Here is a 21,059-nt window from a genome sequence, read left to right on the forward strand (position 1 = left end):
ACCTCCCTGTACGCTCGGGCTCCGCCATCCCTGGCTCCGCATGGTTTTGGCAGAGCTTACCCGCCGGTTTCCCCTGACTTTTTCAGGGCCTGAAACTTTGCTATTGCTTCCTTTCTGCTTTCCTTAAGGTCGACAATCGGTCTCGGGTACCCTTCGGGAATGACACCAGAGATCCAAGGCTGGTGAATTCGTTTGTTGTCCAGCTTGGCAATTTCGGGCACATATTTTCTGATGAACTCACCTTTCGGGTCGAACCGCTCACTCTGGGTGGCCGGATTGAACACCCGGAAATAAGGCGCTGAATCGGTTCCGGTGGAGGCGCTCCACTGCCAGCCGCCGTTGTTTGAGGCCAGGAATCCGTCTACCAGTTTCGACATGAAATAAGCCTCACCCAGGCGCCAGTCGATAAACAGGTTTTTGGTCAGGAACATGGCGGTGATCATGCGCGGGCGGTTATGCATCCAGCCGGTCTGGTTCAGTTGGCGCATGGCGGCGTCGACAATGGGAATGCCGGTATTGCCGGTTTTCCAGGCTTCGAAGTTCTCGCCGGGCGTGTTCCACTGAAGCGCCTCGGTCTCTGGCTTGAAAGCCCGATGCATGCTCACCCTCGGGTAGTGGTAGAGGATGTTGATGTAGAAATCCCGCCAGGCGATTTCGTTGGTCCAGGTGGCCAGGCCTTCCTGATTGCCGCCCATGCCCTGATGCTGGCGGGCGGCGATCAGGCATTGTCTGCCGGAAAGCACACCGTTGGCCAGGTAGGGCGAAAGCACGCTGGTGCCATCCACCGCAGGCAGGTCCCTCAGATTCTTGTAGTCGCCCGCGCGGCTGTCGAGAAAGTGCTCCAGTTGACGGTGGGCGGCATCTTCGCCGGTTTCAACCAGTCGGGATGGAGGGCTCTCGAAACCTTCGGGAGTCTCGTCATAGCTGGATGCCTCGACGACATCGCCCACCGGTTCGGGGATGGCAAACAGGGTTGGCTGCGCTGCGTCGATCCAGCTACGCCAGCGGCGGGAGAATGGGGTGAAGACAGAGTAGGGCTCTTCCTGCTGGGTCAGGATGCTGCCAACGGGTGCCGCGGTCTGGTCCCGGTACTTGTTGACGCCGGTGCCAGTGGATCCGAGAGCCTGTTTCAGGGCTTTGTCCCTGCGTCTTTCGTTAACTCCGTATTCCTCGTTGAAGTGAACATGCCGGATACTCTCGCGCCGGCAGAATTCTTTGAGTTTTTCAGTGCTGTCCGCAAAGGTTGTTGCTGTGATAAACGATAGCGGGATACCCAGCTTTGCCAGCTCTTTTGACAGGGCATTGGCGTGGTCCAGAACGAAACGAACACGGGCAGGAGACCAGTCGTGCTCGCGCCACTGCTCCGGGGTGACGATAAAGCAGGCGCGTACCGGTTGCTGTTGTTTGCAGGCAGCAGTGAGGGCGGCGTTATCGGCCACACGCAGGTCGTTTCGGAACCAGATGAGCTGAGTCATTGTGTTTCCTTTATCCGGTGGCAGGTTTATGGGGACGATGGATATTCGCCGGAACGTGCTGATTGGATTATAGTTAATCGCAGGATTCATCAATAAAGGGCCGGAATGACAACGAGTCTGGAAACACCGCAAACGATGCAGGATGGCCAATGGGGAGTACACTACGCGCTGGAACCTGGACAGACACAGTACCATGAGCTCTGTCATACACGGGTTTGGGCAACCTTGCTGGAGCAGGAGTGGCAGATCCGTTATCAGCGCATGCCCGAAGACGACGATCAGGAACGCTGGCTACAGCGGGTAACAGATACCTTGCCCGATGCCGAACTGGGGGTTCAGCGATTTGTGCGGCCGGATGATGGTTGCCAGCTTCACTACCTGCCGGCCATGTCGAGTCTCGCCACGGTCATTCGTCCCTATCAGCCGCTGACCATTCCTGCCGCCAGTGAGTGCACGATCTATGTGGGAACGCTGCTGTGGATGCGAATCCAGGCCGGGAGCAAAGGGACCCACCTGATGGAGCTGCCGCTGGCGGATCCGTCACTCACCTGGGTGGGGCGGACTACGATGGAGGGCGAGCTTTGTTACTCCGCTGCCACTTTTGCACGTCTGGTACTGGATGCGGTGCCCAAACGCCCATGGCGTGCGATCACACCCGTGAGAATTATCAATGAGCGGCCAGAACCGTTGTTGCTGGAGCGTTTTAATCTGCCAACCCCTCTGCTGTCGCTGCACCGCAATGAAAAGGGCCACCTGTGGACACCGGGTGTGACGGTTATCTGTGAAACGGATATGAATTCAGCGCGCCTGCGAGTTGACCATGATCTTATTGCTGCTGCCGGGCGTTGCGAGCTGGTGGCTCCCGCCCGGGAGCAAACCGCTCGGGGTGGTCTGGTACGAGCTTACGACCGCATATTTGGCTGACAGATCCGGCTGTTTGTCGTCACCAATGCCACAGATGGAGTTACCTTTTTGATCGAGCAGTTTGAAAGCAGTCTGATGCAGTTTTTCGGTGCCGTTGCCTGGAGCAAGTGGATCAGCACCCTGTTTTTGCTGGTTCTCGGCATCGTGCTGGCTTCCTTCGCGGCCCGGGGCATTTCCCGGTTCATGGAGGATCGGGCCTCGCGTCACCACACCGTGATGGTAAGACGGCTGGTATTCTACCTGGTACTGGCCATATTTTTCTTTGCTGCGCTGAGGGAGGCTGGCTTCTCTCTGGATGTGGTGTTGGGTGCGGCCGGCATATTGACCGTTGCCATTGGCTTTGCCTCCCAGACCTCTGCCTCCAACATGATCAGCGGTCTGTTCCTGCTGGTGGAAAAGCCCTTTGAAATCGGCAACTTTATTGAGGTGGAAGGCACTATTGGTGAAGTCGTTTCCATTGATATGCTGAGTGTGAAGTTGCGTACCCCGGACAACCTCTATGTGCGCATTCCCAACGAAACGCTGATCAAGACCCGGGTGGTCAATCGCTCTCGCTTTCCCATCCGCCGCATGGACCTGACTGTAGGGATTGCCTACGCCGAGGATGTGGCGCGGGTGGAAAATCTGTTGTTGGACCTGGCAAGACAAAGCAGTGTCAGTCTGGAGGAGCCAAAGGCGTTTGTACTGGTGACCGGGTTTGGTCCATCCTCGATAGACATGCAGTTTTCTTTCTGGCTGCCTAGTGACAGGGTATTGCAAGGGCGCAGCCAGATGATGGTGGCCGTCAAGAAAATGCTCGACGAGGAAGGGATTGAAATACCGTTCCCCCACACAAGTATCTATGCCGGAAGCCATTCCGAACCCTTCCGGGTGGAACTGCTGCGGCCGGAAACCGAAACCAACAAGGGAGATCCGGATGCCTACCAGAACGGATGAAGCCACCAAAACCGGCCAGGCGCCGGACATCGACGGAAAGCTGGCCCTCGGCTGGCGTGAATGGGTTGGCTTGCCTGAGTTCGATATATACCGGATCAAGGCAAAAGTGGATACCGGCGCTCGCACCTCGTGTCTTCATACGTTTCGTACCGAACCCTACACTGACAGCGGCGAGCGTCGGGTCCGCTTCTGGGTGCACCCTATCCAGAATGATCTGCACCATGTGGTGGAATGCGATGCGTTGGTGTTGGACGAACGCAATGTGTCCGATTCCGGTGGTCACAAGGAGCTTCGGCTGGTGATCGAAACCCGCATCGTGCTCGGCGACACCGAATGGCCGATTGAAATGACCTTGACCAACCGTGACTCCATGCGTTTTCGTATGCTGCTTGGTCGAACGGCAATGGCCCGGCGCGCCATTGTACTTCCTGAATGCTCCTATCTTGCCGGCGAACCGGCCCTAAGGACGAAAAAATGAAAATTGCGATTCTGTCGCGTAACCGTCATCTCTACTCGACACGTCGTCTGGTGGAAGAGGGTGTTAACCGGGGCCATGAAGTGAAGGTGATTGACTGCCTGCACTGCTCCATGAATATTACCTCCGCTGACCCGAGGATCCACTACCACGAGGAAGTGCTGGAAGACTTTGATGTGGTGATTCCCCGAATCGGTGCTTCGGTGACTTTCTATGGCACAGCGGTGCTGCGGCAGTTCGAGATGATGGGGGTTTTCCCCGTCAACGAGTCCGTGGCCATTACCCGCTCTCGAGACAAGCTGCGCTCACTGCAGCTGTTGGCCCGCAAGGGTGTGGGCATGCCGGTGACAGGGTTCGCCAACAAGCCGGACAACGTGCCGGAACTGCTGAAAATGGTGGGTGGTGCACCGGTAGTGATCAAGTTGCTGCAGGGCACCCAAGGCATTGGTGTGGTACTGGCGGAAACCCGCAAGGCGGCGGAAAGCGTGATCGAGGCCTTTATGGGGCTGAAAGCCGACATCCTGGTGCAGGAATTCATCAAGGAGGCCGGCGGCGCCGATATTCGCTGTTTTGTCATTGGTGACAAGGTGATTGCAGCCATGAAGCGCCAGGGTGGTGAAGGTGAGTTCCGTTCCAACCTGCACCGCGGCGGGACTGCATCACTGATTCGCATCACGCCGGAGGAGCGTCGAACGGCGATTACTGCGGCCAAGTCCATGGGCCTCAATGTGGCCGGTGTGGATCTACTGCGCTCCAGCCGCGGCCCGCTGGTGATGGAGGTCAACTCCTCGCCGGGCCTTGAGGGCATCGAAAATGCCACCGGTAAAAACGTGGCCGGCATGATCATGAACTGGACCGAGAAGAATCAGCAGCCCTGGAAAACTCGTACCAAGGGGAGAGGCTGAAATGGCCGCTCGAGCCCCGTTTGTTATGGCCGGCAACGAAATCAAAGCCGGAACCCGGCAGACCGTGGAAATACCGGTCGCCAAGTTGTATACCCACACACCGCTTCACGTTCCTGTGGAAGTGGTGCATGGCCGCCGCAGTGGCCCTGTGTTGATGGTGTGTGGTGCTATTCACGGGGATGAAATCAACGGTGTGGAAATCGTGCGCCGGGTGCTGACCAACTCCGCCTTGCGTCATCTGCGGGGTACTCTGGTTGCTGTGCCGATCGTTAACATCTTCGGATTTGTCCAGCGTACCCGTTACCTGCCGGACCGCCGTGACCTCAACCGCTGTTTCCCGGGCAGTGAGTCCGGCTCCCTGGGTGGGCGCATCGCTTATCTGCTGCGTACCCAGATCATGGAGAAGGTGTCTCATATTATTGACCTGCACACGGGGGCCATACACCGGTTCAACCTGCCGCAGATTCGCGCCGAGCTGAAGAACCCGGAAACCATCCGCATGGCGGAAGCGTTCGGGGCACCGATCATCATCAATGCCAGCTTGCGGGAAGGTAGCCTGAGGGCCTACGCTGATTCCCAGGATATTCCGGTGGTGACCTTCGAGGGCGGTGAAGCCCTGCGGTTTGACGATGTCGTAATCTCCAGTGGCGTGAAAGGTGTGATCCGGGTAATGCGGGAGCTGGAAATGATTCCCGCCAAGAAGGGCCCCAAAGCGCCGAGAAAACGCTCGGAAACCGCCGCCAACTCGCAGTGGGTACGTACCGACACAGACGGCATCATGCGTCCGGTGGCAAGCCTGGGGCAGAAAGTGCGCAAGGGCCAGAAACTGGCCATGGTGGCGGATCCGTTTGGCGAGTCCGAGACGGCGGTGCTCTCACCCTGTTCCGGCATTGTGATCTGTGTGAACAACCTGCCGCTGGTTAACGAGGGTGAAGCGATTTATCACATTGCCCGGTTCGATGAGCTCAACGAGGCGGAAAAGGCCATGGATTATTTCCGCAGCAGCTACGAAGGGGACATGGGCGACGATATGATTCCCGTTCACCCCTGGGATGACCGGCAGAGATAACGACGAGGTGGGCTATGATCTGGGATCAGACTTTTATTGAACTGGCGCCCCTGCCCAGGGGCTTTCATCTGGTCACCAATGAAATCCTGGCCCAGGCGCCTGCGTTGCAGAATTGCCAGGTAGGGTTGCTGCACCTGTTCATCCAGCATACCTCTGCCTCCCTGGCCATCAATGAAAACGCCGATCCGGACGTGCGAGGTGACCTGGAGCGGCATTTCAATGTGATGGTGCCGCAGAACGCACCTCATTATGAGCACATCACCGAGGGCCCTGACGATATGCCCGCCCACATCAAAAGTGTTCTGGTAGGACCGTCGCTCACTATTCCGGTGAACGATGGCCATCTGGCCCTGGGTACATGGCAGGGCATTTACCTGTGCGAGCACCGGGACAGTGCCGGCGGCCGGAAAATTGTCGCCACATTGCAGGGGCGCTGGTAGAGGGCCGGTGGTAGCGGCAGTTATTGGGCTGTTGTTTCAACCGGCTCGTACCCGAAACTGTTTCTGCCGCTCTCCTTGACCTTGTAAAGCGCCTTGTCGGCCGCACTGACAAGGTCCTCCATGGTAAGGTCGCTGTGGGGTACCACCGTTGAAACTCCGATGCTGATGGTCAGGTATGGCTCAACCGGGTTGCTATCGTGTTCAATTCCGGCCGCGATGATCCGCTCCCGTATCGAGGCAGCAATCTCCGTGGCGGCATCGACATCGGTTCCCGGAAGCACCAGCAGGAATTCCTCGCCGCCATAGCGGGCTGCCATGTCGGATTTCCGCTGCACAGCGCTCTCCAGAATAGCCGCAACCTGCTTCAGGGCGTCGTCTCCCGCCTGGTGCCCATACCGGTCGTTGTAGCGTTTGAAATGGTCAATGTCGACAAGCATGACGGTGAGAGGGTCGCCGGTCCGGCTCAGTATCTCCCACGCCTGCTTCAGTTTCTTTTCTAGGGCCAGCCGGTTTGAGAGCCCGGTGAGCGGGTCGTGCTCGGACACCCGTTTCAGTTCCGCATTGGCGCTCTGCAGTTCGCTCTGGATTTCAAGCACCTTTTGATGCTTCGACGTCAACTCGGCATTCAGCCGCAGCAGTTCTGTGTTGTTTGACTCGATCATCCCCAGCATGGAATTGAACTCCCGGGACAGGGCGCCTATTTCATCGTTATTTTTGATGCTGGCACGAAGGGAGTAGTCCATGGCATTGGAGATACTGGAGATATCAGCCTTCAGGCCCATAATCGGCTTCACGACCATCCATCGGAACAATGCCAACAGTGCCACTGCGAGAAGGGCGCACAGGAACACGAGCAGTGCCACACCATAGAAGGTGATTTCTTTACCCAGCTCAGTGATTTCGCGCGGCAGAATCGCGGTTGCCCGCAAGCCAGGAGTGCCCTCGATGCTGTAAATCTTTGAGGCGGAGAGTGTACTCCGGTCAATGATTTCAAGTGTGTAGGTATCCGCGCTGGCCGGAACCCCGGTATCCGGGACCGGGTCGATACTGAACTCCAGGACAATCTGCTCTGAAAGCTTGCTGATCAGCTCTTCATCCAGAAACTGGCCAAACACTACATACCCCTGGTGTGGGCCTGAGCCATCGCTTTTCACGATCGGGCGCATGGCGAAGAGAACCGGAATGCCATCCACCTCGACAATGCCGCTGGTGCTCTGGTCATCGATATATGCCTCGGTGTCAATCCGCTGTCTGAAGCCTGCTATGGCTGCGACAGCCGCTTCAAGGTAGCTTTCTGACAGATCGACGTAGCCGCCTTCAGGTGGAAAGTCGAAAACCCTACCCCAGACGGGTTGCCCGTCAAGGTCGAGGAAAAGGGCAACATCGAACCCGAAGTTCAGAAAGGTGTCCGGATACAGATTGGACTCGATGTACTCCGGATCACCGGATTGGATGAACGAATAGGTGTCATTCCATGCCGACCAGTCGTAGACGGTGAAATCGATAGTTTCACGCTGGGCTTCCAGCCGCCGGACGACCCGGTCAATGTTGTTTCTGGCGTAATCGACCTCGATATCATGAAAGGCGGGATAGATAACATTGCGCTGGATAAAAAAGGCTGACACCGAAAGCAAAAGCCCCATCAACAGAATCAATGCGGTGGTTTTTGCAGAAATCGACATGGCATTGGGCCTTGCGTACGGGCGGCTGTTCCGGAGTGGGCTGGGTTCAGACTCACTATCAAGGCTGACCTGATTTTAGTTTGACCAGTTACGTTTCCCGAAGGAAGACATTGGACAAGATTTGACAGTCTTGGCCGATCTCCACCCATTGCAGGGTTTTGATGGGTGGGTTTCTACCCATATTGATGCTCTGAAATGCCATTTTATTCGATAGGCTATTGTTTTAAAGTCAGTTTTTTAACCTGGTCTGCTCCTTGCTCCATTCCCGTCACTGAAGCCTGCTGTGCTTCGTTGAGCACCCAACAAACACAATGAGACGGGGAGCACCCACTATGAAAACCCAAGCCGTAATTGCGTTGGCACTTGCCTCCACTTTCGCTGTTACCAGTCCGGTTGTTGCACAGGACAAGTCCGACTGGCCAGACAACTTCACGGTTGGTACTGCCAGCCAGGGCGGAACCTACTTTGCGTATGGTTCCGGGTGGGCGAACTTTGTTGCCGATAACCTGGGCGTGTCTGGTGGTGCCGAAATCACCGGTGGCCCGATGCAGAACATGGCGCTGGTGCACACCGGAAATCTGCAGTTCGGTCTGACCACCATGGGCCCCGCCCGGGAGTCCATGGAAGGTAACAGCCCGCTCGCACCGGGTCTGAACATGGATAACGTCTGCGCCATCTTCCCGATGTACCAGACGCCCTTCTCCGTGACCGCGCTGTCTGACTCTGGTATCACCTCGATTTCAGACATTCCCGATGGCGCGACCATTGGCTTCGGGCCCGCAGGCTCCACCTCCGATACCTATTTTCCGCGCATGATGGAAACCCTGGGGGTGAACTTCGAGCGCCGCAACGGTAGCTGGTCAGACCTGGGTACCCAGTTGCAGGATGGCCTGATCGACGTGATTGCCTTCGCGGCCGGCATTCCCATCCCGGCCGTCAGCCAGCTGGAAGTTCAGACCGACGTGAACATCATCGGCATGACCGACACAGAAGCCGAGAAGATCACTGATAACTTCCCGGTTTCCGAGTTCATCATTCCGGCGAGCACTTACCAGTCTTTGGAAGAAGATTCCCGTGTGGTATCCATGTGGAACTTTGCCATCGCCAACTGTGACGTTCCGGAAAGCCTGGTGTATGAAATTACCAAGCTGACCATGGAAAACAACGATCAAATGGTGTCGATCCACAAGGCGGCACGCACGTCTATCCCGGAAAACTACGACAAGAACAACGTTCTGCCCTGGCATCCGGGTGCGGCTCGCTGGTTCAACGAAAATGGTTACGAGATTCCCGAAAGCGAGATCAAGTAACTACCCTTGTGTGTCAGGGGGTTCGGCTGGGCCCCCGTCGGCGGCCGGCTTAATGCCGGCCCAGTTTTTCTGTAGACAGGGCTTATCATGACCACCGAACACTCCCCCAAGGATCCGACTCCGACCGTACTGTCGGACGAAGACCATATTCTTGCCCACGACGTTGACGAGGAGCCGGTTGAAGCCAATCGTCGGCTGTTTGAAGGCTGGTTGCTGAAATTTGTTACTTTGCTGACGATCAGCTATTCATCATTCCATCTTTTCTCGCTGAACATTGCCCCGATGGAAACCTGGAGTTATCGCATTGTTCACGTCGCGGGAGCTCTTGTATTGGGCTTTATACTGTACGCCGGTGCCAGGTTTGCCACCCGGGAAGAGGGTGGCGCACGACACAAGTGGACGACGTGGTTTGGTGGCGTTGCCCTGTTGCCTGCCCTTTATGCGCTCTACCAGACGTTTTCCTTCAGCCAGATCGTCGCCGGTGGCGCCCTGCGTATTCCGCCGGAGCTGGAAACCTGGCATTTTGGCTGGCCTCTGCTGGTGGCTACCGCTGTTGGTATTGTTCTGAGCTGGTTCCACCAGCGTGAGCGCTCGCGGTTCAGCGTGCCCGATCTGGTGCTGATCGTGTGCTCGATTGCCGTCGCGGCCTATTTCCTGGTGGCTTACAACACGAATATGCGTATGAGCACGGGCACCTCGTTTGCGCCCGTGGGCATTTCTTTCGCCGCCGCTGCCGGCACCGCCCTGATCATGGAGCTGACCCGCAGGGTTGCCGGTCTGGCGCTGGTGGTGATTGGCCTGGTGTTCCTGGTGTATGTGTTTGCCGGTCCCTACCTGCCTGGTTTTCTCGGATACCCCGGATTGTCGGTGCAGCGCTTCTTCAGTCAGGTGTATACCGATGCCGGCATTCTTGGGCCCACCACGGCGGTTTCTTCAACTTACATTATCCTGTTCATCGTTTTTGCCGCTTTCCTGCAGGCGTCGAAGGTGGGCGATTACTTTGTGAACTTCGCCTTTGCGACGGCCGGTCGTTCCCGTGGCGGTCCGGCCAAAGTGTCGATCTTCGCTTCGGGTCTGATGGGTATGATCAACGGCACCAGTGCCGGCAACGTGGTTTCTACTGGCTCGCTGACTATCCCGCTGATGAAAAAGGTGGGCTACTCCAAGAAATCAGCCGGTGCGGTCGAGGCTGCTGCGTCGACCGGCGGACAAATCATGCCCCCGATCATGGGCGCGGGCGCCTTCATCATGGCGGAAATCACTGGTATACCCTATACCGAAATTGCCATTGCGGCGATCATTCCCTCGATCCTGTATTTCGCATCGGTCTATTTCATGGTGGATTTCGAAGCAGCGAAAATGGGCATGCGTGGCATGCGCGAGGATGAACTGCCGAAGCTTCGCAAGTTGATCAAGCAGGTCTACCTGTTCATTCCCATCATCATTCTGATCTATGCCCTGTTCCAGGGGTATTCGGTGATTCGCGCCGGTACGCTGGCTACAGTGTCTGCTGCGGTGGTGAGCTGGTTAACGCCCAACAGGATGGGGATACGCTCTATTTTGCGGGCGCTGGATATTGCGTCCATGATGGCGATCCAGATTATCGTGGTGTGTGCCGCAGCCGGTATTATTGTGGGTGTGATTTCACTCACCGGTGTTGGTGCCCGGTTCTCGGTACTGCTGCTGGATGTGGCCGAGGCCAGCCAGCTACTCGCGCTGGTTTTCGCCATGTTCATTTCGATTCTGCTAGGCATGGGGATGCCAACAACCGCAGCTTATGCGGTGGCCGCGTCGGTGGTGGCGCCGGGCCTGGTGAAACTGGGAATTGACCCGCTCACGGCGCACTTCTTTGTATTCTACTTTGCTGTGGTGTCGGCCATCACGCCTCCGGTTGCCCTGGCGTCCTATGCGGCGGCCGGCATTTCCGGGGCCAATGCCATGGAAACGTCGGTAGCTTCGTTCCGGATTGGCATCGCAGCATTTATCGTACCGTTCATGTTCTTCTACAACAGTGCGCTGTTGATGGACGGGGACTGGTTTGTTATCGCCCGCGCCCTGGTCACCGCAACCTTTGGTGTGTATCTGTTGTCTGGCGGCGTGTTGGGCTGGTTCGGCAAGGTCAGCGCGCCCTGGCTGGTTCGTATTATGCTGATTGTCGCGGCGCTGCTGATGATCGAAGGTGGACTGTGGACGGATATGACCGGCGTTACCCTCGCGGTGATCTCGTTCCTGATCCAGCGCCAGCGCAGACAGCGCATTGCGCCCATGGCAGTCTGATCCCGCAGAAAGCAGGCCAATCGTACCGGTGTGCGGTTGTCCTGCCCGATGCCGGGCGCTACGCTAGCAGTTTTCTCAGGAACCGGGTTATATGTCCTACCGGATCGGCGCTGTCCTCATATTCTGCCTGACTCTTCTGGTCTCCTGGGCGGTGGGTGGCTGGGTCGGCTACAGACAGGTAGAGCAGGAAAGCCTGGAAGAATCCTTTCGTTACCGTCAGCTCGTGGCCAACGAACTCAATCGCTATCTGCCAATACCCGAGTTGATGGCTGAGCATCCGTTGTTGGCGGAGGCACTGAGTTCGCCTGACGCGGCCCGGATCATCCTGCAGGCCAATGTAGAAATGCAGCGGATGGCGACCATTGTCGGCAGTTCCGATGTATATTTGCTGGATACAACCGGGCTGACCATCGCGGCCAGTAACTATCTGCAGAACGACAGTTTTGTAGGCCAGAGCTACCACTTCCGGCCCTATTTCAGTGATGCCATGGAGACCGGTGAGTCGGCCATCTATTTCGCGCTGGGCTCGATGTCCGGTGTTCGCGGCCTGTATTTCTCCCATCCCGTTCGTAACGAACGTGGCAACATTCTGGGGGTTATTGCAGTCAAGGTGCTGGTGCAGGAGCTTGAGTCCCAGTGGCACCGGCCTGCCACGTTACGGGAAGCCGAGATGGTGGTGCTGGATCCGGCCGGTATCAGCTTTCTGGCCAGCAAGTCCAAGTGGTTGTACCGGGATTTCAATGGCCCGGAATCGGCTGCGCCCGGCAAGGCCTCCCATCGGCGATACCCGAACCGGGAGTTGCGCCCCATCGATTTTGAAGTGCTGGAGAAGCCCCCCGGATTGTCCGCGCAGTCTGGCAAAATCCGGGTGATGGAAGAGGGTGTGGCCCGGGAATATCTGAGTATCAGAACCCCGTTGCCGAGGCTGGATTGGACCCTGCAGGTGATGGTGAGCACTCGGCCCGTGCTCTGGACCCGTCTCGGGTTTGTAGTGGCCGGAATGGTCGTGTTCTTCGGTGGTCTGCTTACCTGGCTGTACCTGCGCGAGAGATATCGCCGTGAAGCGGAACTTGCGCTTCGTGGGGAGCAACTGGAGCGCAGTGTCGCGGAGCGGACAGTGGATCTCGAGCGTTCGAATCAGCAGTTGCTGGAAGAGGTGCGCGAACGTGAGCGCACCCAGAATGAGCTGCGTGAGACCCAGCAGGAGCTGATTCAGGCGGCCAAGCTGGCCGTGCTGGGGCAGATGTCGGCTGGCCTGAACCACGAGATGAACCAGCCGCTGACAGCCATTCAGACATATGCCCGCAATAGCCGGCGCTTCCTCGAAAAGGGCGCATCCGAGATGGTGGAGGCCAACCTCGCTGAGATCGTCAGTCTGTGCGACAAAATGGCCGAGCTTACCCGTCAGTTCAAGGTCTTCGCCCGCAAATCCGAGGGGCCACCCACTGTTGTGGACCTGCGGCAATCAGTAGATGCTTCGCTGAAGATCATCGCAGCCCAGGACAACAGTTCCGGTATTGATATCCGCTGGAACCGCCCGGAGCTTCCGGTAATGTGTCACGGTGACCTGATACGCATCGAGCAGGTGATGGTGAACCTTCTGGCCAATGCGGTTCAGGCTGTAGATGGCACTGAACAGCAGAAGATTACGATTGATATTGATGGGGACAATGAGAACTGGCGGTGTGTCGTGCGAGACAGTGGTTCCGGTTTGCCGGGTAACAGCGAGCAGATTTTTGAGCCCTTTTTTACCACCAAGTCGGTCAAGCAGGGACTTGGTTTGGGCCTTTCAATATCGCGCCAGATCGTGGACGCCCTGGGCGGAAGTCTGACAGGGCGCAACCGGAGTGACGGCCCCGGTGCGGAATTTGTGCTAACTCTGAAGAAGCGGGAGACCACGGAATGACAGACATATCGGTAATCTTTGTGGATGACGACCCGCACATACGCCAGGCAATCGCCCAGACCCTTACCCTTGAAGACATGCCGGTGGCCTGTTTTGAGGATGCTCCATCCGGCCTGGAGAAAATAACACCCGAGTATGACGGCGTTGTGTTGTGTGACTACAACATGCCGGGTATGGATGGCATCGAGATGCTGGACCGGGTAAGGGCTGTGGATGAGACCATCCCGGTGATCATACTCACGGGGCAGGGCGACATAAGCACGGCGGTGACTGCCATGCAGCGTGGCGCCTATGATTTTATCGAGAAGCCGTTTGATGAGGACGAGCTTCTTGAACTGCTGCGCCACGCCCTGGAGAAACGTAACCTGGCCCTGGAAAACCGTCGCCTGAAAGCTCAGTTGAAGCAGCTGGCACGGCCTGGCCCGCGGATTCTGGGGAATTCTCCGAGCATGCAGAAGGTGGTGGCGACCATTGATCCGATTCTGGATATTTCCGCCAATATTCTGCTGCAGGGGGAGACCGGCTCCGGTAAGGATGCAATTGCACGGTATATCCATGAGAACAGCCCCCGCAGTAGTCACAACTTCGTGGCCATTAACTGTGGCGCGGTGCCGGAGCACCTGATCGAGAGCGAGCTCTTTGGCCACGAGGCCGGCGCCTTTACCGGCGCGGACAAACGCCGCATTGGTAAAATCGAGTATGCCCATAAGGGCACCCTGTTCCTGGATGAACTGGAAAGCATGCCCATGGCGCTTCAGGTGAAGCTGCTGCGGGTACTCGAAGAGCAGCGCGTTGAACGCCTGGGTAGCAATCAGGTGCAGGAAGTGGATGTGCGCATCATTGCTGCCACCAAGGCTGACCTGAAAACACTGAGTGACGAAGGTGAGTTTCGGGCCGACCTGTACTACCGGCTGAACGTGGTGAAGGTGGATATTCCGCCGTTGCGTGAGCGCAAGGAAGATATCCCGCTGCTATTTCACCACTTCGTACTGATCGCAGCGGCCCGGTATGACCGCGAGAGTATTCCACTCGATGCCAGCCAGGCAGCAGGGTTGATGCAGCATTCCTGGCCGGGCAATGTGCGGGAACTGCGCAACCTGGCAGAACGTTACGTGCTGCTGGGGCCAGCGGCACTGAAGGAAGACGACTCGTCCGCCACCGCTGATGTGGCGGCGCGCCAGACCCTGTCGGAAATGATGGACGGGTTTGAGCGTTCGGCGATCATCAGCGCGCTGAATGCCCGCCAGGGCAGCATCAAGGACACCATGGTCCAACTCGGCATCGCCCGTAAAACGCTGTACGACAAGATGAAAAAGCACGGGCTTGATAAGTCGCAGTTCAAGGATTGAGCCGCACCACAGGCCGTTGATCTAGATGTGGTAACGTCTTTCCGGCCGCTTCGGCGGGGAGGAGTCGCCACTTCTGGGTAGCAGGACATCAACCTCCTTCTGGGCGACCTGCACGAGGCCCGACAGGTGCTGCAGGTGGTCGCGATAGCGGCTGACTGCCTCCTCGAGACGCTCAAAGACCAGGGGTTTGAGAATATAATCGAAAACGCCACCACGCAGGGCGCTCCTGAGAGAATCTACCTCCTTGGCAGCGATGATGATGTGACGGAAGTTGGCGTCAGGTTCTCTGGTAAGTTTGGCGGCAAGATTGACGGTGCGTTGGGGTATTCCGTCAGGGATATTGGTGGTGTAGCTGGAGATACTGAAACAATGGGAGGCTCACTGTCATGGTTGCATGGCAGCGGTATCAACCTCACGGGGGCCTACTCAACCACCAGCGACGATAACCCGGCCAATCCGGATGCCGATTTCTATCTCGCCAAACTGGGCTACAAAATCGGCAGGCACGCCTTCGATATTCACTACATGGAAACGGAAGACCGGGCGGAAAAGGGCGATTCGGCGGAAACCCTCGGGGTAGGTTATGTCTTTACCCCGATCAAATGGTTTGAGACCTATGCCGGGTACAACAACCATTCCCTGAATCGCTCAGGCGCAGACTTTGACGATGTCAGCACTGTGCTGGTAGGGGGCCGCCTCAAGTTCTGAGCGGCACGCATCTTTTGTTGTGCTCGGGTGAATAACCCCCACTTTGCCGCACCGGCTTCCCGGTGCGGCTTTTTTGCGTTTACCTGAACGATCAGAGGTTTGCTTCCGCGTATTCCGCCAGTACCGACCTGGGCACGCCCTGCAGGTGAATATGCCCGCCATGGCGGAAGCTCTTGAAGCGTTCGGTCATGTAGGTCAGGCCTGAGCTCAGGGCGCTCAGGTACGGGGTGTCGATCTGCGCCAGGTTGCCCAGACAGATCACCTTGGAGCCGTTGCCGGCACGGGTGATGATGGTCTTGATCTGGTGTGGTGTCAGGTTCTGGGACTCGTCGATGATGATCAGGCTGTGCTGGAAGCTGCGCCCGCGAATGTAGTTCATGGATTTGAAGTGCAGGGGCACCTTGCTGAGGATGTAATCCACGCTGGCGGTCATATTCTCGTCGTCTTCGTGGAGGGCTTCCAGGTTGTCCACAATGGCGCCCAGCCAGGGCTCCATTTTCTCGGCCTCGGTGCCGGGCAGGAAACCGATATCCTCGTCCAGCCCCTGGGTGCTGCGGGTAGCGATAATGCGTTTGTAGATCTTGCTGGCAACGGTCATCTCGATGCAGGCAGCCAGGGCCAGGATGGTTTTTCCGGAGCCTGCGGAGCCGGTGAGGTTCACCAGGTGGATATCCGGATCCAGCAACAGGTTCAGAGCGATGGCCTGGTAGATGTCCCGTGGCACCAGGCCCCAAACCTCCTCATTCATCAGATCGTGCTGATGCAAGTCACGGATAACGATCTGATCGTCGCTCAGGTCAGACACCTTACCCACGAAACCCTGTTCATCAATCACGAACTCGTTGATCGTCAGCTTGGCCAGGTCGCCCTCGCGACGCAGGATGTGTTCGGTGATGCCCTCCCGCTGGATGGTTTCCACTTTTTCGATGGTGTCCCAGAAGGAATTGGCGAACTCCTTGTAGCCCTTGGGTAACAGGTCGATGTCGTCCAGCAGCATGTCGTTGTGGTAGTCCTGGGCCTCCACACCGAAGCCCCGGGCTTTCAGGCGCATGTTGATGTCCTTGCTGACAAGGATGATATCGCGGGACTTGTGGCGGGCCTGCAGGGCGGCCAGGGTGTTTATGATTTTGTTGTCGTTGAGGTGTTCCGGCAGGGCATGATTGCCATGATGCTCAGTGCTCATCAGTATCGACAGTGCCCCCAGGGGCTCTGCCTTCTTGCCGCGCACAATGGGAACGCCTTTCTCGATGTCTCCGGGGCTGGCGTCTCCCAACAGCTTGTCGATGTTGCGTATGGCCTGGCGGCAGTCTGCGGCGACCGCCTGCTTGCCGGATTTGAGACTGTCGAGTTCTTCAAGGACCGTCATCGGGATAATGACGTCATGTTCTTCAAAATTCAGGAGGGCGTTCGGGTCGTGGATGAGGACGTTGGTGTCGAGGACATACATCTTTCTGCGAGCCTGCGGTGCTCTTGGCATAGGGTGTGATACCTCTCTGGTCAGCCGTTCCCGGCACAGCGGTTGGTGAGCTCCTGGTCGGAGATCAGTTTGAGCATGTCATAAGTGGTTACGATTCCGGTGATTTTTTCATCCTTGGTGATGAAAATCCGGTGCAGGTGTTCACGCATCATTATATCTGCAATGTCGCGCACCGGTGTTTGCTCGTCAACCGATAAAACGATGGGGGTCATGATATCGCGAACCTCCACCGGTACCTTGCCCATTTCCTCGAAAATGGCCATCCGCAGGCGCCTGGCTTCCTGTTCCTCTTCCGGCGTCATGCGGGTATCGGTTTCGGAGCGGCTGGCGTTCCAGCGGAATTCGGTGATGTCCTTGAGGGTGGCGATACCGACGATCTCACCGGTTTCATCGGTAACAGGGCTGCCGGTGATCTCGTTGTCGGTGAGGAATCTTGCCAGCCGGTCCATCGTCCATGACTGGGGTACGGCCTTGATGCTCGGGGTCATGATCTCGTAAGCGAGAACGGTCATTTACGATTGGGCTCCGTTAACAGGTCCTTTGTAAAAGAGCTTAGCTGCTACTGACTGGCTAGTCATCCCCTTATTGGGTTTCCGGAACCACATCTTTCAGTTTTCCATCATCATAGACCAGTTCATGGTTTTGATAACGGTCTCGCCGGGCTACGCGCTCCAGTTGCTCAATTGAGCGGATGGGTATATCCACCAGCAGAGTATTGACCAGCCATCCGGGAATCGACCCGTTGGGGTTGGTGTGTTGTACCCAGATCATACGGGTCCGGTCGCCTTCGGGGATGAACCGGTAGAGGGTGTCGGACTTATCGACCCGGACGTAATCGCTTTCTTTCTCGCGCCCGTCGGGGATCGCATTCAGGTCCATTACAATTTCACCGGTGGCCTGATCACCGCGCGTGCGAATGCGAATGACATAATCCCGGTCGGTGACTGGCCAGGGCATGTTATTGACAGAATAGGCGTAGCGGTCATGGAAGCTGCCGTCACCGAAGGCGTAGGATTCAGAGCAGTTGTGCACCCATTCCACGCAGGACTTCGGGTTGACCATCACCGCCATGAGATTTTCGATGGGCACGTCGAGAACCGCCTCGGCCTTGAAGGCCTGGAAGCTGGAAGCGGGCTGGTCGATGGTGAATACCCGGATGTTGTCGGTTTCCTTGCGAAGGCTCCAGCCGTCGGTGTTTTCATCCGGCAGCTGCGCCAGTGCAGTGGCCGAGACCATGGCGGACACAATGGTCGTCATCAACAGCGTGGTCAACGCCCAAACCCGACGGTTGATGCCCGGGGCCTTCAGGTTATGCATAGGTTTCACATCCTTGGAAATGTCCGGGCGAGTCTATCATGGGTGATGTGTTGCTTTGCGGATGTAATCGGGGGATTGTGAACTGGGTAACTGACTGAAATTCTGAAGGTAACTTTTGGCCTGATTTGATGGGCAGAATGGGCAGAGTGAACGACTCCGGCAGGTTCCCTGCCGAAGTCGGAGGAAAAAGCGCGGGTCCGGTCAGTGCTCCGGCAGGGTCACGTTCAGTTCCAGCACTGAACAGCTGTCGTTGCGGTCGACTTCCACCTGAACCATATCATCGCTGATCTGAACGTACTTGCGGATGACCTCAAGCAGCTCTTTCTGCAATGCTGGCAGATAGTCGGGCTGTTCGCGCTGGCCCCGTTCGTGGGCAACGATTATCTGCAGACGTTCCTTGGCAACACTGGCAGAGCGGTTGTCCTTCTTACTCTTGAAATAGTCGAAGAAACTCATCCGTCAGCCCCCCTTGAACATCCGTGAGAAGAAACCCTTTTTCTGGGATGACATAAACCGGTGCTCACGCTCCTCACCCAACAGACGGGCAACAGCATCATCATAGGCCTGCCCGGCGTCGCTGTCTTCCTCAAGAATCACCGGAAGCCCCTGGTTGGAGGCGTTCAGTACAATCTGTGATTCAGGAATCACGCCCAGCAGGGGGATAGCGAGGATTTCTTCCACGTCTGCCACCGACAGCATTTCGCCCCTGGCCACCCGGTCCGGGTTATAGCGGGTCAGTAGCAGGTGTTCCTTGACCGGATCCTGTCCCATTTCGGCGCGACGGGACTTGCTCTGCAGAATGCCCAGAATCCGGTCGGAGTCCCGCACCGAAGACACTTCCGGGTTGGTGACCACTACCGCTTCGTCAGCGTAGTACAGGGCCATCAGCGCGCCGTGCTCGATGCCGGCAGGGGAGTCGCAGACAATATAATCGAAGCGCTCGGACAGCTCGTTGATGACCTTCTCGACACCCTCTCTGGTCAGCGCCTCCTTCTCCCGGGTCTGGGATGCAGGGAGGATGTAGAGGGTATCAACCCGTTTGTCCCGGATCAGGGCCTGGTTCAGCGTGGCTTCGCCCTGGATCACGTTCACGAAGTCGTACACCACCCTGCGTTCGCAGTTCATGATGAGATCCAGGTTGCGCAGGCCCACGTCAAAATCAATGACCACGGTCTTGTGGCCACGTTTTGCCAGCCCGGTGCTGATAGAGGCGCTGGTTGTGGTTTTACCTACGCCACCTTTTCCTGAGGTAACGACAATGATTCTAGCCAAGGTTGCATTCCTGTTTTGCAGTGGATTCATCGTTTTCCCCGCCTGTGCGGGTAGTTACGTTCTGATCAGGCCTTTTCCAGTGGCGTTACCACCAGCAGGTCTTCCCTGAGCTGGATCTGGACGGCGGTTTTCCAGCCGTTGTCCTGAAGATCTTCGGAGATTTTATAGTGTCCGGCGATGGACACAAGCTCTGCTTCAAGAGACTGACAGAATACCCGCGCGTGCTCGGCACCATGAATGCCTGCGAGGGCCCGGCCGCGTAGTGGTCCGTACACATGGATGTTGCCCGCTGCCAGCACTTCAGCGCCGGCCTGTACTGGCGCAAGAATGATCAGGTCACCGTCCGGGGCGTATACCTGCTGGCCAGAGCGCACCGGCTGGTTGATGATTCTGGCGGGCGCGGGTTCGCCATGGTTTTCCACTCGTGGCGGTGTCGGGCTATCGATGGCCTCCGTGGTCTCAGTGTCCGGCCCGGTGTCGATTTCGCGGTCTCTCTGGTTGCCGCCAGGAAGCAGCGCCAGGGATGCGCCCCGCGCCAGTCGACGCTGGTCGTCGTTGCCGCCGCGCACGCCGATCACATGAATATTGTGACGGCGGCAGGTTCCGATAATCTTGAAAAAATCCAGTTCGCTGCTCAGGCCCTCATACTTCTCGAGGCTGACGATCAGCGGAATATCCTTGAAAAAGCCCGGGGCCTGGCTGATTTTGTCCCGCAGAGTGCTTTCGAATTCCTCGTCGTCGAAGAAATACAGCTCCAGTGCCGTCATGGACACGCTGGCACTCTTGAGCTGGAAACATTGTTTTACCCCGGATACGGCGGTCTCGCTCATGGGTGGGTCTCTTCCGTGGTGTCGTCCTGAGTGGTAGCCGGGCGCTTGCGAAGTGCCGGGCCGTCAAAGCGGATACCGGACCAGCCGGTGCCGATAAACTGCCGGATATTACCGTGGCTCTCCCCCGCGGGCTCATCAAGAACCTGCCGGTAATGCTGCGCAAACAGGCGCAAGGTGTCTGCTTCGTTCAGGTTGCAGTACTGAGCCAGAGAAAATACCCGGCAGGAGCCGGCATTCTCGCCAGCGCCATTGTACAACGGCCCGTTGTGGAACCCGGTGGGCTGGTACTCGAAAAACCGGTCAATCAGGGCCAGGGTGTCGTCAAAGTCGCCGTGGCCGGCATCTACGGACGCCAGGTGTATGCGAACCGCGTCATTGAGGTTCATCAGCCGTGATCCCTCTTCGGGCCTTGCTGATAACGGGCTTTCCACTCCTCGTAAGGCATCCCGTAAACGATTTCGCGGGCCTCGGGATCGGATAGCTCGAAGCCTCTCTCCGTGGCTTCTGCGCGATACCATTTGGAGAGACAGTTGCGGCAGAATCCGGCCAGGTCCATCAGGTCAATATTCTGCACCTCGGTGTGTTCACGCAGGTGACTGACCAGTTTGCGAAACGCGGCGGCTTCGATTTCTGTCTGTGATTGTTCCGGGATAGGGTTCGTCATGGTCGCTTGCACCTGTTTATGGAGTTGACGTTGTGAGCTCCTG

The 21,059-nt window shown here is 57.3% G+C and carries 21 protein-coding genes; 11 read left to right on the plus strand and 10 right to left on the minus strand.

The window, feature by feature from the left end:
- Positions 1 to 56: 56 nt before the first annotated feature.
- Entirely contained in the window at positions 57 to 1,475 is a 1,419-nt protein-coding gene (phrB, locus tag FDP08_RS17005) for a deoxyribodipyrimidine photo-lyase (protein WP_137437487.1), read from the minus strand.
- A 105-nt stretch (positions 1,476 to 1,580) separates the two neighbouring features.
- Here phrB and FDP08_RS17010 point away from each other — a divergent pair, with 105 nt between their 5' ends.
- The 6 genes from FDP08_RS17010 to FDP08_RS17035 are packed head-to-tail and all read left to right on the plus strand — an operon-like array spanning position 1,581 to position 6,224.
- Positions 1,581 to 2,399, plus strand: a complete 819-nt coding sequence (locus tag FDP08_RS17010) for a hypothetical protein (protein WP_228263376.1) — start codon at positions 1,581 to 1,583, stop codon at positions 2,397 to 2,399.
- A gap of 48 nt (positions 2,400 to 2,447) precedes the next feature.
- On the plus strand, positions 2,448 to 3,335 hold the full coding sequence (locus tag FDP08_RS17015; RefSeq protein WP_427901857.1) for a mechanosensitive ion channel family protein: 888 nt from the start codon (positions 2,448 to 2,450) through the stop codon (positions 3,333 to 3,335).
- Complete coding sequence (locus FDP08_RS17020; RefSeq protein WP_137437488.1) at positions 3,316 to 3,813, plus strand: ATP-dependent zinc protease family protein; 498 nt, start codon at positions 3,316 to 3,318, stop codon at positions 3,811 to 3,813. Before FDP08_RS17015 ends, FDP08_RS17020 begins: the two co-directional genes overlap by 20 nt.
- Positions 3,810 to 4,715, plus strand: a complete 906-nt coding sequence (gene rimK, locus FDP08_RS17025) for a 30S ribosomal protein S6--L-glutamate ligase (RefSeq protein ID WP_114613449.1) — start codon at positions 3,810 to 3,812, stop codon at positions 4,713 to 4,715. The genes FDP08_RS17020 and rimK overlap by 4 nt, the downstream gene beginning before the upstream one ends.
- A 1-nt stretch (position 4,716) precedes the next feature.
- Complete coding sequence (locus FDP08_RS17030) at positions 4,717 to 5,784, plus strand: succinylglutamate desuccinylase/aspartoacylase family protein (protein WP_137437489.1); 1,068 nt, start codon at positions 4,717 to 4,719, stop codon at positions 5,782 to 5,784.
- Between the two features lie 14 nt (positions 5,785 to 5,798).
- A complete protein-coding gene (locus tag FDP08_RS17035) occupies positions 5,799 to 6,224 on the plus strand; it encodes a secondary thiamine-phosphate synthase enzyme YjbQ (RefSeq protein ID WP_137437490.1) in 426 nt (141 codons plus the stop codon).
- Between the two features lie 20 nt (positions 6,225 to 6,244).
- On the opposite strand, the gene FDP08_RS17040 is transcribed toward FDP08_RS17035, so the two are convergent.
- Entirely contained in the window at positions 6,245 to 7,906 is a 1,662-nt protein-coding gene (locus FDP08_RS17040; protein WP_137437491.1) for a sensor domain-containing diguanylate cyclase, read from the minus strand.
- 332 nt (positions 7,907 to 8,238) lie between these two features.
- Here FDP08_RS17040 and FDP08_RS17045 point away from each other — a divergent pair, with 332 nt between their 5' ends.
- From FDP08_RS17045 to FDP08_RS17065, 5 genes are all read left to right on the plus strand, one after another.
- Positions 8,239 to 9,216 carry a TAXI family TRAP transporter solute-binding subunit gene (locus tag FDP08_RS17045; protein WP_137437492.1) on the plus strand — a complete coding sequence of 326 codons (978 nt, stop codon included), beginning with the start codon at positions 8,239 to 8,241 and terminating at the stop codon, positions 9,214 to 9,216.
- 87 nt (positions 9,217 to 9,303) lie between these two features.
- A complete protein-coding gene (locus tag FDP08_RS17050; RefSeq protein WP_137437493.1) occupies positions 9,304 to 11,493 on the plus strand; it encodes a TRAP transporter permease in 2,190 nt (729 codons plus the stop codon).
- Between the two features lie 91 nt (positions 11,494 to 11,584).
- Complete coding sequence (locus tag FDP08_RS17055) at positions 11,585 to 13,399, plus strand: sensor histidine kinase (RefSeq protein WP_137437494.1); 1,815 nt, start codon at positions 11,585 to 11,587, stop codon at positions 13,397 to 13,399.
- A complete protein-coding gene (locus FDP08_RS17060) occupies positions 13,396 to 14,748 on the plus strand; it encodes a sigma-54-dependent transcriptional regulator (RefSeq protein ID WP_137437495.1) in 1,353 nt (450 codons plus the stop codon). Before FDP08_RS17055 ends, FDP08_RS17060 begins: the two co-directional genes overlap by 4 nt.
- A gap of 126 nt (positions 14,749 to 14,874) precedes the next feature.
- Positions 14,875 to 15,456, plus strand: a complete 582-nt coding sequence (locus FDP08_RS17065; protein ID WP_170979085.1) for a porin — start codon at positions 14,875 to 14,877, stop codon at positions 15,454 to 15,456.
- 91 nt (positions 15,457 to 15,547) lie between these two features.
- Here FDP08_RS17065 and FDP08_RS17070 read toward each other — a convergent pair whose 3' ends face one another.
- The 8 genes from FDP08_RS17070 to FDP08_RS17105 form a co-directional block, all read right to left on the minus strand.
- Positions 15,548 to 16,933: a PhoH family protein gene (locus FDP08_RS17070; protein ID WP_206077327.1), complete on the minus strand. Its 1,386-nt coding sequence runs from the start codon at positions 16,931 to 16,933 to the stop codon at positions 15,548 to 15,550.
- Positions 16,934 to 16,953: 20 nt separating this feature from the next.
- The gene (locus tag FDP08_RS17075; RefSeq protein ID WP_137437497.1) at positions 16,954 to 17,445 is read right to left on the minus strand and encodes a CBS domain-containing protein; all 492 of its coding nucleotides are present in this window, start codon (positions 17,443 to 17,445) and stop codon (positions 16,954 to 16,956) included.
- Between the two features lie 70 nt (positions 17,446 to 17,515).
- A complete protein-coding gene (locus FDP08_RS17080; RefSeq protein ID WP_137437498.1) occupies positions 17,516 to 18,250 on the minus strand; it encodes an START domain-containing protein in 735 nt (244 codons plus the stop codon).
- Between the two features lie 201 nt (positions 18,251 to 18,451).
- Positions 18,452 to 18,706, minus strand: coding sequence for a cell division topological specificity factor MinE (minE, locus tag FDP08_RS17085; protein WP_137437499.1), 255 nt, complete (start codon positions 18,704 to 18,706; stop codon positions 18,452 to 18,454).
- Positions 18,707 to 18,709: 3 nt separating this feature from the next.
- Entirely contained in the window at positions 18,710 to 19,522 is an 813-nt protein-coding gene (gene minD / locus FDP08_RS17090) for a septum site-determining protein MinD (protein WP_137437500.1), read from the minus strand.
- 65 nt (positions 19,523 to 19,587) lie between these two features.
- Positions 19,588 to 20,352 (minus strand): septum site-determining protein MinC, encoded by a 765-nt coding sequence (gene minC, locus FDP08_RS17095; RefSeq protein ID WP_137437501.1) that lies wholly within the window; start codon positions 20,350 to 20,352, stop codon positions 19,588 to 19,590.
- On the minus strand, positions 20,349 to 20,738 hold the full coding sequence (locus FDP08_RS17100; protein WP_137437502.1) for a HopJ type III effector protein: 390 nt from the start codon (positions 20,736 to 20,738) through the stop codon (positions 20,349 to 20,351). Before FDP08_RS17100 ends, minC begins: the two co-directional genes overlap by 4 nt.
- Positions 20,738 to 21,016, minus strand: a complete 279-nt coding sequence (locus tag FDP08_RS17105; RefSeq protein ID WP_137437503.1) for a DUF1244 domain-containing protein — start codon at positions 21,014 to 21,016, stop codon at positions 20,738 to 20,740. Before FDP08_RS17105 ends, FDP08_RS17100 begins: the two co-directional genes overlap by 1 nt.
- Positions 21,017 to 21,059: the final 43 nt, after the last annotated feature.

Origin of the sequence: Marinobacter panjinensis, from assembly GCF_005298175.1 — a bacterium.
GTDB lineage: Bacteria > Pseudomonadota > Gammaproteobacteria > Pseudomonadales > Oleiphilaceae > Marinobacter > Marinobacter panjinensis.

Bases quoted from the DNA above. Each gene is read 5' to 3' on its own strand.
- minE (WP_137437499.1), bottom strand. From the start codon at position 18,706: ATGAGTTTCTTCGACTATTTCAAGAGTAAGAAGGACAACCGCTCTGCC.
- FDP08_RS17040 (WP_137437491.1), bottom strand. From the start codon at position 7,906: ATGTCGATTTCTGCAAAAACCACCGCATTGATTCTGTTGATGGGGCTT.
- FDP08_RS17030 (WP_137437489.1), top strand. From the start codon at position 4,717: ATGGCCGCTCGAGCCCCGTTTGTTATGGCCGGCAACGAAATCAAAGCC.
- FDP08_RS17080 (WP_137437498.1), bottom strand. From the start codon at position 18,250: ATGCATAACCTGAAGGCCCCGGGCATCAACCGTCGGGTTTGGGCGTTG.
- minC (WP_137437501.1), bottom strand. From the start codon at position 20,352: ATGAGCGAGACCGCCGTATCCGGGGTAAAACAATGTTTCCAGCTCAAG.
- phrB (WP_137437487.1), bottom strand. From the start codon at position 1,475: ATGACTCAGCTCATCTGGTTCCGAAACGACCTGCGTGTGGCCGATAAC.
- FDP08_RS17020 (WP_137437488.1), top strand. From the start codon at position 3,316: ATGCCTACCAGAACGGATGAAGCCACCAAAACCGGCCAGGCGCCGGAC.
- FDP08_RS17070 (WP_206077327.1), bottom strand. From the start codon at position 16,933: ATGCCAAGAGCACCGCAGGCTCGCAGAAAGATGTATGTCCTCGACACC.
- FDP08_RS17050 (WP_137437493.1), top strand. From the start codon at position 9,304: ATGACCACCGAACACTCCCCCAAGGATCCGACTCCGACCGTACTGTCG.
- rimK (WP_114613449.1), top strand. From the start codon at position 3,810: ATGAAAATTGCGATTCTGTCGCGTAACCGTCATCTCTACTCGACACGT.
- FDP08_RS17060 (WP_137437495.1), top strand. From the start codon at position 13,396: ATGACAGACATATCGGTAATCTTTGTGGATGACGACCCGCACATACGC.
- FDP08_RS17075 (WP_137437497.1), bottom strand. From the start codon at position 17,445: ATGACCGTTCTCGCTTACGAGATCATGACCCCGAGCATCAAGGCCGTA.
- FDP08_RS17100 (WP_137437502.1), bottom strand. From the start codon at position 20,738: ATGAACCTCAATGACGCGGTTCGCATACACCTGGCGTCCGTAGATGCC.
- FDP08_RS17055 (WP_137437494.1), top strand. From the start codon at position 11,585: ATGTCCTACCGGATCGGCGCTGTCCTCATATTCTGCCTGACTCTTCTG.
- FDP08_RS17045 (WP_137437492.1), top strand. From the start codon at position 8,239: ATGAAAACCCAAGCCGTAATTGCGTTGGCACTTGCCTCCACTTTCGCT.
- FDP08_RS17105 (WP_137437503.1), bottom strand. From the start codon at position 21,016: ATGACGAACCCTATCCCGGAACAATCACAGACAGAAATCGAAGCCGCC.
- FDP08_RS17010 (WP_228263376.1), top strand. From the start codon at position 1,581: ATGACAACGAGTCTGGAAACACCGCAAACGATGCAGGATGGCCAATGG.
- FDP08_RS17035 (WP_137437490.1), top strand. From the start codon at position 5,799: ATGATCTGGGATCAGACTTTTATTGAACTGGCGCCCCTGCCCAGGGGC.